The sequence below is a fragment of the Streptomyces sp. BV286 genome (genome assembly GCF_019090165.1).
Taxonomy (GTDB): domain Bacteria; phylum Actinomycetota; class Actinomycetes; order Streptomycetales; family Streptomycetaceae; genus Streptomyces.
Genome location: NZ_JAHRIB010000179.1, coordinates 1 through 14,904, shown reverse-complemented (window position 1 = coordinate 14,904; position 14,904 = coordinate 1). Strand labels below are relative to the sequence as shown.

The following is a 14,904-nucleotide window of genomic DNA, read 5'->3' as shown; positions in this document are numbered from 1 at the left end:
CGTGCGTACGCTCTGTGCTTCGACGCTGATCGGTGAGTTCTTCGTCATCGGGTTCGCCGGGCTCGTGGCGATGAAGGACCCCGATCTGTCCATGGCCACGGTCTGGACGGTGTGCGGGATCACGATGGTGCTGTGCCTGCTGCTGTGCGGGATGATCACGCGGCCGGGAGGTGTCCAGCTCGGCTGGGCCCTGCAGATCGCGCTGATCGCGAGCGGGTTCGTGGTGCCGGTGATGTTCTTCCTGGGGGCCGTTTTCGCCGCGCTGTGGTGGGCCTCGGTCCACTACGGACGCAAGGTGGAGGAGGCGAAGGCGCGGTTCGCCGCGCAGGCCGAGGCCGGGGGCAACACGGCGTAGGGGTGACTCCGGTTGTCGGGTGCGGGCGGGGTGTGGCCGGTCGCGAAGTTGCCCGCGCCTCTGAACGCAGTTCCCCGCGCCCCTGAAGGACGGGGCTGTGCCTCGACCTCTCCGGCCCGTATACACCTGACGCTGCGTAACACGCACCCGGACACGCCCTGTAGCCTCGTCATCCGCACATCTGTGACCTGAAGGAGCCACCACCGTGAGCCAGCGCACCCTCGTCCTTCTCAAGCCTGACGCGGTCCGTCGTGGCCTGACCGGCGAGATCATCAGCCGTATCGAGCGCAAGGCCGGCTGGCAGATCACCGCGCTGGAGCTGCGCACGCTGGACCAGGACACGCTGGAGCAGCACTACGGAGAGCACAAGGGCAAGCCCTTCTACGAGCCGCTGGTCGCCTTCATGGCTTCCGGCCCGGTCGTGGCGCTGGTCGTCACGGGCGAGCGTGTCATCGAGGGCGTACGGGCACTCGCGGGCCCGACCGACCCGATCGCCGCCGCCCCGGGCTCCATCCGCGGTGACTTCGGCGTGATCGTCCGCGAGAACCTGATCCACGCCTCCGACTCCGAGGAGTCGGCCGAGCGCGAGCTGAAGATCTTCTTCCCGGGCCTCGCGTAGCGGTCGCGGTGACACAGGCCGGGACTGCTCCGTTTCACGCGAACGCACGCGAATCGGAGCGGCTCCGGCCCACGGCGCGCCGTCGGCCGGACGCATCACCCGAACGGCGCCGACGCCGTGTGCCGGCCCGGGACCCGTTTCCGGACGGCGCCGGCGGGTGACCCGCGCGGGGCTGTGCCGCAGGGCCGCTCCCCGCGCCACTGCCCGGGCTCGGCCCGGACAGGTCCCCGAGCCCCGCCCGGCAGGGCCGGGGGAAGACAGACGCCGGACTGCCCCAGCGCCCCCTCGTGCCGGACCGCCCCGCTGGTCACCGCGCGCGACGCGCCCGTACGACCCGGCCCAGGAAGCGGCTGCGCCCGCCGTTGAGGGCCGCCCCACGCGGCCTCCGAGCGAGCCCGTTCCGTCCCGGCCGGTCCTGAGTGCGGCCCGGTGTTCGACCGAACGGGGCTCACCCCTAGGCTGTACGAAAATCTTCTGAAGCCTTGTCGGACAGGTAGGCGTCTGACCTGCGGTCTGCGCAGAATGGTGGCTGTCCGCTGGCATATGCGGAGCGATCGGGGGAACGCGTTCCCCCGATCGCCCGTCTCCACGAGCGAGGCGGCGCGTCATCTGGTGACAATGGCGAAGACCCTCGCGCAGTGTTCGTGCAGGCGAGACTACGATGGAAGTCTTCACGTCACAGCGCTCACCCTCGCCGACCTAAAAAGCCATCAAAAGCTCCACTTGGGAAGGCCAGACGAATCCTGATGGGGAACTCAATGTCGTTCATCGGCCGTGACATGGCTGTCGACCTCGGGACCGCCAACACGCTGGTGTACGTCAGGGGTCGCGGGATCGTACTCAACGAGCCGTCCGTCGTCGCGATCAACACCAACACCGGTGGCATTCTCGCGGTCGGCGCGGAAGCGAAGAAGATGATCGGGCGGACGCCGGGCAACATCGTTGCCGTGCGCCCGCTGAAGGACGGTGTCATCGCCGACTTCGAGATCACCGAGCGCATGCTCCGCTACTTCATCCTGAAGATCCACAAGCGGCGCTATCTTGCCCGTCCTCGCGTCGTCGTCTGTGTGCCCTCCGGCATCACGGGCGTCGAGCGTCGTGCCGTCATCGAGGCGTCGTCCCAGGCCGGCGCCCGCCAGGTGCACATCATCGAGGAGCCCATGGCCGCGGCCATCGGCTCCGGTCTGCCGGTCCACGAGGCGACCGGCAACATGGTGGTGGACATCGGTGGCGGCACCACCGAGGTAGCGGTCATCTCGCTCGGCGGAATCGTCACGGCACAGTCCATCCGCGTGGCCGGCGACGAGCTGGACAACGCGATCATCCAGCACATCAAGAAGGAGTACTCGCTCCTTCTCGGTGAGCGGACGGCCGAGCAGATCAAGATCACGATCGGTTCCGCGTACGACCTCGACAATGACGAACACACCGAAATCCGTGGCCGGGACCTCGTGTCCGGGCTTCCCAAGACCGTCGTCATCTCGGCCGCCGAAGTCCGCAAGGCGATCGAGGAACCCGTCAACGCCATCGTCGACGCGGTCAAGACCACCCTCGACAAGTGCCCGCCGGAGCTGTCCGGCGACGTCATGGACCGCGGCATCGTGCTGACCGGCGGTGGCGCACTCCTGCGTGGCCTCGACGAGCGGCTGCGCCGCGAGACGGGCATGCCGATCCACATCGCCGAGGACCCGCTGGACAGCGTGGCGCTCGGCTCCGGCAAGTGCGTGGAGGAGTTCGAGGCGCTCCAGCAGGTGCTGGACGCCCAGCCGCGCAGATGACGTAACTCTTCGATTCCGCCGTACGAGATGATCCCTTCTCGTACGGCGGATCGTTGATATCGAGGCATAAGCTCCGCACAACACTCGCGGGTTCCGCCCTTCAGGGCGCTCCAGGGCTCTTCGGGACCCTGCTGGACGAGTCACAGACGAAATTCCGACGAGGAAGGCACGGCCGCCGCACGTGAGGGACACACGAGAGAGCCGGCTGCTCTTGGTGCTGCTGATCGCCATCGCGTTCGCCTTGATCACGGTGGACATCCGCGGCGGCGAGGACTCGCCGGTCGACGGTGCCCGGCGGACCGCCGCCACCGTCTTCGGCCCGATCGAGAACGGGGTGTCGTCCGCGGTCAACCCCGTCGGCAACGCGATCCAGGCCGTGAAGGACTCCGGCGACCGCCACGACCGCATCGCCCAACTCGAGCGTGCCAACGCCGGGTTGAAGGCGAAGCTGGGCAGCGACGACCGCAACCGCAGCCGTCTCAAACAGCTCGACAAGATCCTCAGAACGGCCGGCGCGGGCCAGTACGGCATCAAGGGCGCCGAGGTCATCGCCATAGGAGCGGCCCAGGGCTTCTCCTGGACCGTCACCATCGACGTCGGCGCGAACGACGGCATCAAGCGCGACATGACCGTCCTCAACGGAGACGGGCTGGTCGGGCGGGTCACCACGGTGGGGCCCAACACCGCCACCGTGCTGCTCGCCAACGACCCCGACTTCACCGTCGGCACGCGCATGGAGTCCACCGACGAGCTCGGCTTCGCCTCCGGCCAGGGCGACCGCCCGCTGCGCGTGGAACTGCTCAACGGCAAGGCCAAGATCAAGAAGGGCGACCGGCTCGTCACCTTCGGCTCCCAGGCGGACAAGCCGTTCGTGCCCGGCGTTCCCGTGGGCCTGGTGTCCCGCGTCGACCCCTCCGGCGGCGACCTGACCCGCACGCTCTACGTCACGCCGTACGTGTCCTTCACCAAGCTCGACATCGTCGGCGTCGTCGTCCAGGCCCCGCGCAAGGACCCACGGGACGACGTGCTGCCACCCAAACCGAAGCCCACGCCCACGCCGACCGTGACCGTGACGGTCACGCCCTCGGGCGACGTGCCCGCCGACGGCCTGCAGCAAGAGCAGCAAGAGCAGTAGGAGCTGAATTCCCCATGCGCTTCAACCGAATGCTGCTCTCCGCGACGCTGGTGATCGTCGCCCTGGTGGTCCAGGTCAGCGTCCTCGCCCGGCTGCACCTGCCGGGCGCCGTACCGGACCTCCTGCTGCTCACCGTCCTCGGCCTCGCCCTGGTCTACGGCCACGTCGGCGGCGCCCTCGTCGGCTTCGGCGCGGGTCTGCTCGCCGACCTGGCCCCGCCCGCCGACCACGCCGCCGGACGCTACGCCCTCGTGCTCTGCGTCATCGGCTACCTCGCCGGACTCGCCAAACCCGAGAACGGCCAGCTCAAGTCGGCGACGGGCCCCATGGCCGTGGTCGTGGCCGCCGCGGTCGGCTCCACGCTGCTGTACGCGGGAGTGGGCGGCCTCGTCGGCGACACCACCGCCCGCCACGTGGGCCTCAGCAGCCTGCTGTTCACCGCCGCCGTGTACGACCTGCTGCTCGCCCCGTTCGTGGTCCCCGGGATCATGGCCCTGGCCAGACGCGCGGAGAACGATCCACTCGCCGAGACCAACGGCGCAGGCAAGGCGGCCGACGTCACCGCGGGCTGGCTGTCCTCCGGCACGGGCCTGCGCATCGGCAGCCAGCGCGGCGGACTGAGGGTGAAGGCCGCCAGGGCGCGGATGGCCCGTGCGGGACGCATCAAGGGAGTCAAGCGGCTGTGAGCGCGGTGCCCGGCAACAGCACACCGAACGAGGCGAGGGAGGGGGAGCAGTGACCAATATTCCCGAGACCGGCCGGACCCCGCGGGTCCAGATCCGGCTCGTCGTCATCCAGGTCCTCGTCCTGTCCCTCCTCGGCACCCTCGGCGGGCGCCTCTGGTACCTCCAGATCCGCAACGGCGAGGAGTACGCCAAGGAGGCCTCCGGCAACCACGTCCAACAGGTCGTCAGCCCCGCCGTGCGCGGTTCGATCCTGGACGCCCGCGGGGTGCCGATCGCCGACAACGAGACCCGGCTCGTGGTCTCCGCGTCCCGCACCGACCTGCTGAAGATGAAGGACGACGGCGACGCGGTCCTCACCAAGCTGGCCGCCGTCCTCGGAATGAAGGCCACGGACGTGCTGGACAAGGTCCGGCTGTGCGACTCGAAGACGCCGCAGCCGTGCTGGAACGGCTCGCCCTACCAGCCGATCCCGATCACCGACGAGGCCACGCCCAAGCAGGCCCTGCAGATCCGCGAGCGCGCCGAGGACTTCCCCGGCATCACCGCGGAGCCGCAGGCCGTCCGCCGCTACGCCGCCCCCGGCAAGGCCAACACCGCGCAGGTCCTCGGCTATCTCTCCCCCGTCACCGACGAGGAGATCACCAAGGCCGAGAACACCGACTCGCCGTACCTGCGCTCCGACCAGGTCGGCCGGTCCGGCCTGGAGCGCCAGTACGACAAGGAACTGCGCGGCAAGGCCGGCGTCACCCGCTACGAGGTCGACAACCTCGGCCGGGTCATCGGGCAGGCCAAGAGCGACGAGGCCGAGCCCGGCGCGAACGTCGTCACCAGCATCGACTCCCGCGTCCAGCGCGTCGCCGAGTACGAGCTGAACGAGGCGATGAAGGCCGCCCGCGACGTGCACGACAGGAACACCGGCGAGAACTACAAGGCCGACTCCGGTGCCGTCGTCGTCATGGAGAACAAGACCGGCCGGGTCGTGTCGATGGCGTCCAACCCGTCGTACGACCCGAACGCCTGGGTCGGCGGGATCTCCGGCAAGGACTACGCGCGGCTCACCGGCAAGGACTCCAACTACCCGCTCCTGAACCGCGCGATCCAGGGCCAGTCGGCCCCCGGCTCGATCTTCAAGGTCGTCCCGACGGCTGCCGCGATCAACGCCGGCTACTCCTTCAACGGCCCCTACCAGTGCGCCAGTTCGTACTCCATCGGCGGCCAGGTCTTCAAGAACTTCGAGTCCAAGGGGTACGGCCCGATCAGCCTCGGCCGCGCCCTGGAGGTCTCCTGCGACACCGTCTTCTACAGCCTGTCCCACCAGGAGTGGAAGCGGGACGGCGGCATCAAGCCGAACAAGAACGCCAAGGACTGGTTCTACAAGACGGCCCACCAGTTCGGCCTCGGCAAGGAGACCGGCATCGACCTGCCGAACGAGGTCACCGGCCGCGTCCCCGACCGCAAGTGGAAGCAGGACTACTGGAAGGCCAACAAGGACGCCTGGTGCAAGTACGGCAAGAAGGGCGGCTCGTACGCCCAGCAGATCGCGTACGAGAACTGCCTCGAGGGCAACAGGATGCGCGCCGGTGACTCCGTGAACTACTCCATCGGACAGGGTGACACGCTCGTCACGCCGATCCAGATGGCGACGATCTACGGGGCGATCTCCAACGGCGGCACCCTCTACGACCCGACCGTCGGCAAGGCGATCATCAGCCCGGACGGCAAGACCGTCCAGGAGATCAAGCCGAAGTCGCACGGCAAGCTGCCGATGTCGCAGAAGACCCGCGACGAGATAGACGGTGCCCTCGCGGGAGTCGCGACCCGCGGTACGGCCGCCTGGAGGTTCGGCGGCTGGCCGCAGGACGAGATCCCGATGCACGCCAAGACGGGTACGGCCGAGGTCTACGGCAAGCAGACGACCTCGTGGTTCGCCACCTACACCAAGGACTACACGGTCGTCATGACCATCTCCCAGGGTGGTACGGGTTCCGGTGCCTCGGGCCCCGCCGTGCGCAAGATCTACAACGCGCTGTACGGGGTGTCCGAGGACGGCGCGATCGACAAGAAGAAGGCCCTGCTCTACACGCCGCAGAAGGACCTGCCGAAGATCGAGAAGGACGGGTCGATCGACTCCCCGAAGGCCGAGGCGTACCCGCCGAAGAAGGACGAGCAGGCCACCGAGGAGGGGCAGCAGCAGCCGGCGGGCGACGACCCGGCCGCCACGGTGCGCGATCCGAACGCCGGCAACAACCGCGACACCCGCAGGCGCTCGGCCCGCCCGAAGAAGAGGCGGAGGGCCATCGCATGACCGGCGCGAACGGCTTCTCCGTCTCCGGATACGGACCCGAACGAGCCGGCTGGACACGGCTGTTCGCCCGTGACTCGCTGGCCCGCAGACTCGACTGGCCGATACTGTTCTCGGCCATCGCGCTCTCCCTGATCGGCGCGGCCCTCGTCTACTCGGCGACCCGCAACCGCACCGAGCTCAACCAGGGCGATCCGTACTACTTCCTGTTCCGGCACCTGCTCAACACGGGCATCGGCTTCGCCCTGATGATCGGCACGGTCTGGCTCGGCCACCGCACCCTGCGCACGGCCGTGCCGATCCTGTACGGGCTCTCCGTCTTCCTGGTCCTGCTGGTGCTGACCCCGCTCGGCGCGACCATCAACGGCGCGCACGCGTGGATCGTCATCGGCGGCGGCTTCTCGCTCCAGCCCTCCGAGTTCGTGAAGATCACGATCATCCTGGGCATGGCGATGCTGCTCGCGGCCCGGGTCGACGCCGGCGACAAGCCGCACCCCGACCACCGCACGGTCCTCCAGGCGCTCGGCCTGGCCGTCGTACCGATACTGATCGTCCTGCTCATGCCCGACCTCGGTTCGGTCATGGTCATGGTCATCATCGTGCTCGGTGTGCTGCTCGCCTCCGGTGCCTCCAACCGCTGGATCTTCGGCCTGATCGGCGCGGGCGCGCTCGGGGCCATCGCGGTCTGGCAGCTCAAGATCCTCGACGAGTACCAGATCAACCGCTTCGCCGCCTTCGCCAACCCCGAGCTGGACCCGGCGGGCGTCGGCTACAACACCAACCAGGCGCGGATCGCGATCGGCTCCGGAGGCCTGTTCGGCACGGGGCTCGGCAAGGGCTCGCAGACCACCGGCCAGTTCGTGCCCGAGCAGCAGACCGACTTCGTCTTCACGGTCGCGGGCGAGGAACTCGGCTTCGTCGGCGCCGGACTCATCCTGGTCCTGCTGGGCGTCGTCCTGTGGCGGGCCTGCCGCATCGCCCGCGAGACGACCGAGCTGTACGGCACGATCGTCGCCGCCGGGATCATCGCCTGGTTCGCCTTCCAGTCCTTCGAGAACGTCGGAATGACCCTCGGCATCATGCCGGTCGCGGGCCTGCCACTGCCCTTCGTCTCGTACGGAGGTTCGTCGATGTTCGCGGTCTGGGTGGCGGTCGGGCTGCTGCAGTCGATCAGGGTGCAGCGGCCGATGTCGGCATAGCCGTTCCACTGGGTTGCGCCGGTGGGGTGCGGTGAATTTCTGCGTGCAGGTCGTTCGTGGCCGGGCGCGCCGTTCCCCGCGCCCCTTACGGGGCCCGGGGAACGGCATCTAGATTCAGGTCATGGTGGACACCAAGCGGGAGATCGAGCGTAAGTACGAAGCCGATGAGGACACCGGACTGTCGGAGCTGCCGGACCTGACGCGTGTCCGGGGCGTCTCGGCCGTCGTCGACAAGGGCGTCGCCGAACTGGACGCGACCTACTACGACACGGCCGACCAGCGCCTCGCCGCCGCGTCACTCACCCTGCGCCGCCGCACCGGGGGCGACGACGCGGGCTGGCACCTGAAACTCCCGGTGTCCGACGGCGTACGGGACGAGATCCACTCCCCGCTGTCCGACACCGTGCCCCACGCCCTCACCGCCCTCGTCCGCTCCCGGGTGCGCGACGCCGAACTCGTCCCCGTCGTACGGCTGTTGTCGTCCCGCGACGTCCGCCACCTCGTCGACGACGCCGGGGGACTGCTCGCCGAGATCAGCGTCGACCGCGTACGGGCCGAGCGGCTCAGCGGCGGCGACGGCACCACCGCCTGGACCGAGATCGAGGTCGAGCTGGCGGACGACGGCGACCCCGCCTTCCTCGACAAGGTCGAGAAGAAGCTGCGCAAAGCCGGAGTCTCGCGCTCCAGGTCCGCCTCCAAGCTGGCCAGGGCGCTGGAGGAGACGGGCCGCAAACCGCGCCGGAAGGCCGTCGTCGGGGCGGCGCCGGTCACCGCGGGCGACCACGTCCTCGCCTACGTCCGGGCCCAGCGCGACGCGATCGTCGCACTCGACCCGGCCGTCCGGCGGGACGTCCACGACGCGGTGCACAGCATGCGCGTCGCCACCCGCAGACTGCGCGGCACCTTCCGCTCGTACGGCAGCATCCTGGACCGGGCCGTCACCGACCCGATCCGCGACGAACTGAAGTGGCTGGCGGGGGAGCTGGGCGTCGACCGCGACCAGGAGGTCCTCACCGAACGGCTGACGGCGGCCCTCGACGAACTGCCGGCCCCGCTGCTCGCCGGGCCCGTCCGTGAACGCCTGCACACCTGGGCGCACGACCGCCGGGCCGGCTCCCGGAGCCGGCTGATCGCGGTCCTCGACGGCGGACGCTACCTGGACCTGCTCGTCGCCCTCGACTCCCTGCTCGCCACGCCGCCCCTGCTGAAGGCCGCCGCGGGCACCACGGACAAGGCGATCACGAAGGCGCTGCGCAAGGACTTCGACAAGCTGTCGGAGCTGGTCGGCAGGGCCGTGGAGCTGCCGACCGGAACAGTCCGCGACCTCGCCGTCCACGAGGCCCGCAAGAAGGCCAAGCGCACCCGTTACGCGGCCGAGCTCGCCGCTGCCGTACTCGGTGGACCCGCGAAGCGCCTGGTCAGCGACATGAAGTCCCTCCAAGGACTGCTCGGCGAGCACCAGGACAGCGTGATGACCAGGGAGGCACTGCTCGACCTGGCGGCCGAGGCGTACACGGCGGGGGAGAGCGGCTTCACCTACGGGGTCCTGTACGGGCGTGAGGAGCGGACCGCCGCAGCGGTGGAGGCCGGACTGCCGGCGGCGTGGGAGGCGGTCAGGAGCAGAGCGGCCCTGTGAGCGGCCCGCGAGGAGCCCCGGGCACGGCCCGGGCCCGCCGGGGAGGAACCCGGCGGGCCCTGCTCCGAACGGCGGACGGGGGGTGCCTCCGGGCGCGTTACGCTTGAGGATCACCCCCGTCAGCTCACGAAGGTTCGCCAGATGCCTGCCGAAACCGCTGTGTCCGTGTTTCCACAGCTCGAAGCTCTGCTCCCGCATGTGCAGAAGCCGATCCAGTACGTCGGCGGAGAGCTCAACTCCACGGTCAAGCCCTGGGAGGCCTGCGACGTCCGCTGGGCGCTCATGTACCCGGACGCGTACGAGGTCGGACTGCCCAACCAGGGCGTCATGATCCTCTACGAGGTCCTGAACGAGCGCGAGGGCGTGCTCGCCGAGCGCACGTACAGCGTGTGGCCGGACCTCGAGGAGCTGATGCGTGAGCACGGCGTCCCGCAGTTCACGGTGGACAGCCACCGGCCGGTCAAGGCCTTCGACGTCTTCGGCCTGTCCTTCTCCACGGAGCTGGGCTACACGAACATGCTGACGGCGCTGGACCTGGCGGGCATCCCGCTGGAGTCCAAGGACCGCACGCTCGACGACCCGATCGTCCTGGCCGGCGGCCACGCCGCGTTCAACCCCGAGCCGATCGCCGACTTCATCGACGCGGCGATCATCGGCGACGGCGAGCAGGCCGTGCTCGACATGACCGAGATCATCCGGGCCTGGAAGGCGGAGGGCAGGCCGGGCGGCCGCGAGGAGGTCCTGTTCCGCCTCGCGAGGACCGGATCGGTGTACATCCCGGCGTTCTACGACGTCGAGTACCTGCCCGACGGCCGTATTGCCCGCGTCGTCCCCAACAGGTCGGGTGTCCCGTGGCGCGTGTCCAAGCACACGGTCATGGACCTGGACGAGTGGCCCTACCCGAAGCAGCCCCTCGTGCCGCTCGCGGAGACGGTCCACGAGCGCATGTCGGTGGAGATCTTCCGCGGCTGTACGCGCGGCTGCCGCTTCTGCCAGGCGGGCATGATCACCCGCCCGGTCCGTGAGCGCTCCATCACGGGCATCGGCGACATGGTCGAGAAGGGCCTGAAGGCCACGGGCTTCGAGGAGGTGGGCCTGCTCTCCCTCTCCTCGGCGGACCACTCGGAGATCGGCGACCTCGCCAAGGGCCTGGCGGACCGGTACGAGGAGGACAAGATCGGTCTGTCCCTCCCGTCCACCCGGGTCGACGCGTTCAACGTGGACCTGGCCAACGAGCTGACCCGCAACGGCCGTCGCTCGGGTCTCACCTTCGCCCCCGAGGGCGGCTCCGAGCGCATGCGCAAGGTCATCAACAAGATGGTCTCGGAGGACGACCTCATCCGGACGGTCTCGACGGCGTACGGCAACGGCTGGCGCCAGGTCAAGCTGTACTTCATGTGCGGCCTGCCGACGGAGACCGACGAGGACGTCCTCCAGATCGCGGACATGGCGATGAACGTGATCGCCGAGGGCCGCAAGGCCTCCGGCCAGAACGACATCCGCTGCACGGTGTCCATCGGCGGCTTCGTCCCGAAGCCCCACACGCCGTTCCAGTGGGCCCCGCAGCTGTCGGCGCAGGAGACGGACGCCCGCCTGACGAAGCTCCGCGACAAGATCCGCGGCGACAAGAAGTACGGCCGCTCCATCGGTTTCCGCTACCACGACGGCAAGCCCGGCATCGTCGAGGGCCTGCTCTCCCGCGGCGACCGCCGCATCGGCTCCGTCATCCGCGCCGTCTACGAGGACGGCGGCCGCTTCGACGGCTGGCGCGAGCACTTCTCGTACGACCGCTGGATGCAGTGCGCCGAGAAGACGCTCCCCGACCTCGGGGTGGACGTCGACTGGTACACCACCCGTGAGCGCACCTACGAGGAGGTCCTCCCCTGGGACCACCTCGACTCCGGTCTCGACAAGGACTGGCTCTGGGAGGACTGGCAGGACGCGCTCGACGAGACCGAGGTCGACGACTGCCGGTGGACGCCCTGCTTCGACTGCGGCGTGTGCCCCGCGATGCAGACGGAGATCCAGGTCGGCCCGACCGGCAAGAAGCTGCTGCCGCTGACGGTGAAGAAGCCGGCGGTCAGCGGGCACGTGCACTGACCGACGCCTTTCGCAGGCCCCGCCGGCGGCGAGCCGGGGGGCGGGCGGGGACAAAAGCCGCGGCTCTGCATCCGTTGGGGCCGCTCGCGCGTCTTCGTGGACATGGACCTGGAGAAGTCACCGCCGCCCGCGTCACCCGAGCCGCCCGGGGTGCGCGCGTCGCCGGAGCCGTACGCGGGCTCCCGCGCGCCCGCGCCGCGGGGTGACCCCGCTCCCGGCGGATGTCTCGCCGTCGCGATCCGCATTCCGGTGCGGATCGTGGTGTTCGTGCTGGTGGTGCCCGTCCGGATGGCGTGGGACGCGCTGGTCGTCGGCGGCCGGTTCCTCAACGACATCCTGTTCCGGCCGCTCGGCCGGGCGTTCATGTGGGTGTTCGCGCCGGTCGGGCGTGCCGCGGCGTGGCTGCTCGAAGGCATCGCGACCGTCGTCGCGTGGCTGCTGACCGGGCTCGGGTACGGGCTGACGTGGCTGTGCAAACTGGTGTTCGTCTGGCCGTGGGTGGGGCTGTGGCGTTACGTGGTGGTGCCCGTGAGGCGAGGGCTCGCCTGGCTCGGGCACGTACTGCTCGTCGTCCCCGCCCGGTGGCTGTACGCGTGGGTGCTGACGCCTGTCGGGCACGGCGTCGTGTGGGCGCTGCGGGGGCTCGGGGCCGGATGCGCCTGGCTGTGGCGTATGTCGGTGGTCGCGCCCACGGGCTGGCTGTACCGGGCTCTCCTCGCGCCGACCGGCCGGGGCATCGCCTGGGCCGCCCGCGGGCTGTGGGCCGGTGTCGTGTGGGCCTCCAGCGGGTTGTGGGCCGGCATGACATGGATCGGCGGGGGACTGTGGGCCGGCATGACATGGCTGGGCCGAGGTCTCTGGACCGGCGTCTCATGGGTGGGCCTGGGGGTCTGGGCAGGGGTGTCCTGGCTCGCCATGGTCATCGGGACCCTCCTGCGGTGGATCTTCGTCGTGCCCCTCGTCGCCTTGTGGCGCTGGGTGCTCGCGCCGGTCGGGCGGGGTGTCGCCGTGGTCGCGCGGGAGATCGGCGAGGCCCTGGGGCACGCGTGGCGGGTCGCCGGGTACGTGTCGCTGGCCGTCGGGCGCTTCCTCGGACGACTCTTCCGGTGGATCTTCGTCGAGCCGGTGCGGTGGGCGTACCGGAGCGTGTTCACTCCGATGGGGCACTTCGTACGGGATGCCGTCTGGCGGCCCGCCGCGGAGGCCGCCCGCAGCGTGGGCCGCACCACCCGGCAGGCCCTGGCGAGCGCCCGGGAGACGGCACGGCAGACCAGGGCCGACATCCGGCGCATGCTCTTCGGAGCCCCGCGCGAACCCGAGCCGGTGCCCCTGGCCGGACCCCGGGCGGAACCGGTACCGGTACGCCTGGTCAAGCCCGCCGGGACCGTCCGGCCGGAGCCGGACCGCTCCCGACGGGAACCGCCGGCCGCCGGGACACGTACTCTAGGTAGCAGTACGACCGCACTCACGAAGGACTGAACGACACTGGGCAAGCGACAGCCCGAAGGCCCGCCGCCCGCACCCGCGGTGCAGCGCATCCGACTGCGCTACACCAAGCGCGGCCGCCTCCGGTTCACCAGCCACCGCGACTTCCAGCGTGCCTTCGAGCGCGCGTTGCGCCGCGCCGAGGTGCCCATGGCGTACTCGGCAGGGTTCACGCCGCACCCGAAGGTGTCGTACGCCAATGCCGCACCCACCGGCACGGGCAGTGAGGCCGAGTACCTGGAGATCGCGCTCACCGACACGCGCGACCCCGACACACTGCGCGAGCTCCTCGACGAGTCGCTGCCCACCGGGCTCGACATCATCGACGCGGTGGAGGCCCGTACCTCGGGTCTCGCCGACCGGCTCACCGCGTCCGTGTGGGAACTGCGTCTCGACGGCGTGTCCCCCGAGGACGCGGAGCGCGCGGTCGACGCCTTCCTGGCGGCCGAGACCGTCGAGGTCCAGCGCAAGGCGAAGAACGGCATGCGCACCTTCGACGCCCGCGGCGCCGTCGCGGGTCTGGAGGCGCACAGCGCACCGCCGGAGGCGCACGGTCCCCAGGCCGATAGGCCGACCGACCAGGCCTGTGCGATACTGCGGCTGGTTGTTCGGCACGTGACGCCTGCCGTTCGACCCGACGACGTTCTGTCCGGTCTCCGAGCTGTGGCCGACCTGGCGCCGCCGGTCCCCGCAGCGGTGACCAGGCTGGCGCAGGGGCTGTTCGATGAAGAGACCGGCACGGTGACCGACCCGCTCGCGCCCGACCGCGAGGCAGCAGCATCCGCCCCGAATGCGTTTTCCGGGGACACCGCTTCTGCCGCCGCGAAGGCGTCGGCGTAAGGAAGGTCCCGCGTAGGGACGTACGTCGAAGCGCCGCCCTCGTATCCGGGAGCCACCTGGGTCGGGCAGCGCACCGACCAGAAGACTTTCGCCAGGCCGTACGCACACAGGGCGTACGGAACCGGCGAGACAGGACACAGAGAGCTCCCGTGCGGCGCCCGCGCCCCCGGACGGCGGCACCGCGCATCGCGCGAGCCGCGGACGTCACCGGATCTGCGGCGCCCGGGAGCCTGACGGGAGATCCACCCGCATGCTTGAGCCGACCGAACCCACCGAGTCCGCAACGGGCTCCGAGAACAGCACCCCGAGCGACACGCTGCCGCCGCGCCGGCGCCGTCGTGCCGCTTCCCGCCCCGCGGGACCACCCTCGGCGAACGCCGAGGGTGCAGCCGAGGCCGAGACCACTGCGCCGGCCATACCGGCTGTGACCTCCGCCGACCTCGCGACAGAAGAGGCGCAGGAGACCGAAGAGGCGGCTGCGGCCACCGGGGCGGCCGCCCCGGGCCAGGCTGCCGACGAGGCGCCGGCCGCCGAAGCCGCTCCGGCTCCGCGTCGCCGTCGTGCCTCGCGTCGGGCGTCCGCCCCTGCGGGTGCGCCGCAGACGGCTGAGGCCGAGGCTGCTCCGGTGGCCGTTGAGACTCCCGCGGCCGCCGAGCCCGTCGTTGAGGAGGCGCCTGCCGTCTCCGAGGCCGAGGTCGAGGCTGCTCCGGCTCCGCGTCGCCGTCGTGCCTCGCGTCGGGCGTCCGCCCCTGCGGGTGCGCCGCAGACG

Annotated in this window: 11 protein-coding genes and 1 pseudogene; all 12 read left to right on the top strand. The window is 70.3% G+C overall.

Annotation, left to right across the window (positions count from 1 at the left end; translation table 11 throughout):
- Position 1 precedes the first annotated feature (1 nt).
- Positions 2-355: a DUF4233 domain-containing protein gene (locus KUF83_RS34775; RefSeq protein WP_217459026.1), complete on the top strand. Its 354-nt coding sequence runs from the start codon at positions 2-4 to the stop codon at positions 353-355.
- Positions 356-560: 205 nt separating this feature from the next.
- Complete coding sequence (gene ndk / locus KUF83_RS34770; RefSeq protein WP_217459025.1) at positions 561-974, top strand: nucleoside-diphosphate kinase; 414 nt, start codon at positions 561-563, stop codon at positions 972-974.
- Positions 975-1,732: 758 nt separating this feature from the next.
- Positions 1,733-2,752 carry a rod shape-determining protein gene (locus KUF83_RS34765; RefSeq protein ID WP_037747701.1) on the top strand — a complete coding sequence of 340 codons (1,020 nt, stop codon included), beginning with the start codon at positions 1,733-1,735 and terminating at the stop codon, positions 2,750-2,752.
- A gap of 181 nt (positions 2,753-2,933) precedes the next feature.
- Entirely contained in the window at positions 2,934-3,887 is a 954-nt protein-coding gene (gene mreC, locus KUF83_RS34760; protein WP_217459024.1) for a rod shape-determining protein MreC, read from the top strand.
- Positions 3,888-3,901: 14 nt separating this feature from the next.
- Positions 3,902-4,573: a rod shape-determining protein MreD gene (gene mreD / locus KUF83_RS34755; RefSeq protein WP_217459023.1), complete on the top strand. Its 672-nt coding sequence runs from the start codon at positions 3,902-3,904 to the stop codon at positions 4,571-4,573.
- Positions 4,574-4,622: 49 nt separating this feature from the next.
- On the top strand, positions 4,623-6,878 hold the full coding sequence (gene mrdA / locus KUF83_RS34750; RefSeq protein ID WP_217459022.1) for a penicillin-binding protein 2: 2,256 nt from the start codon (positions 4,623-4,625) through the stop codon (positions 6,876-6,878).
- Positions 6,875-8,074, top strand: a complete 1,200-nt coding sequence (gene rodA, locus KUF83_RS34745; protein ID WP_217459021.1) for a rod shape-determining protein RodA — start codon at positions 6,875-6,877, stop codon at positions 8,072-8,074. Before mrdA ends, rodA begins: the two co-directional genes overlap by 4 nt.
- 121 nt (positions 8,075-8,195) lie before the next feature.
- Positions 8,196-9,710 (top strand): CYTH and CHAD domain-containing protein, encoded by a 1,515-nt coding sequence (locus KUF83_RS34740; RefSeq protein ID WP_217459020.1) that lies wholly within the window; start codon positions 8,196-8,198, stop codon positions 9,708-9,710.
- A 141-nt stretch (positions 9,711-9,851) separates the two neighbouring features.
- Complete coding sequence (locus KUF83_RS34735) at positions 9,852-11,810, top strand: TIGR03960 family B12-binding radical SAM protein (protein WP_217459019.1); 1,959 nt, start codon at positions 9,852-9,854, stop codon at positions 11,808-11,810.
- A gap of 102 nt (positions 11,811-11,912) precedes the next feature.
- Complete coding sequence (locus KUF83_RS34730; protein ID WP_217459018.1) at positions 11,913-13,289, top strand: hypothetical protein; 1,377 nt, start codon at positions 11,913-11,915, stop codon at positions 13,287-13,289.
- A gap of 48 nt (positions 13,290-13,337) precedes the next feature.
- Positions 13,338-14,135 (top strand): TIGR03936 family radical SAM-associated protein, encoded by a 798-nt coding sequence (locus KUF83_RS34725; RefSeq protein ID WP_217459017.1) that lies wholly within the window; start codon positions 13,338-13,340, stop codon positions 14,133-14,135.
- 250 nt (positions 14,136-14,385) lie between these two features.
- Positions 14,386-14,904 (top strand): annotated as a pseudogene (locus tag KUF83_RS34720) (ribonuclease E/G); the annotation flags it as partial.

What these genes read in the sequence shown, in the direction of transcription:
- KUF83_RS34765 (WP_037747701.1), top strand. Translation starts at nt 1,733, where the DNA reads ATGTCGTTCATCGGCCGTGACATGGCTGTCGACCTCGGGACCGCCAAC.
- mreD (WP_217459023.1), top strand. Translation starts at nt 3,902, where the DNA reads ATGCGCTTCAACCGAATGCTGCTCTCCGCGACGCTGGTGATCGTCGCC.
- rodA (WP_217459021.1), top strand. Translation starts at nt 6,875, where the DNA reads ATGACCGGCGCGAACGGCTTCTCCGTCTCCGGATACGGACCCGAACGA.
- KUF83_RS34740 (WP_217459020.1), top strand. Translation starts at nt 8,196, where the DNA reads ATGGTGGACACCAAGCGGGAGATCGAGCGTAAGTACGAAGCCGATGAG.
- KUF83_RS34735 (WP_217459019.1), top strand. Translation starts at nt 9,852, where the DNA reads ATGCCTGCCGAAACCGCTGTGTCCGTGTTTCCACAGCTCGAAGCTCTG.
- KUF83_RS34730 (WP_217459018.1), top strand. Translation starts at nt 11,913, where the DNA reads ATGGACCTGGAGAAGTCACCGCCGCCCGCGTCACCCGAGCCGCCCGGG.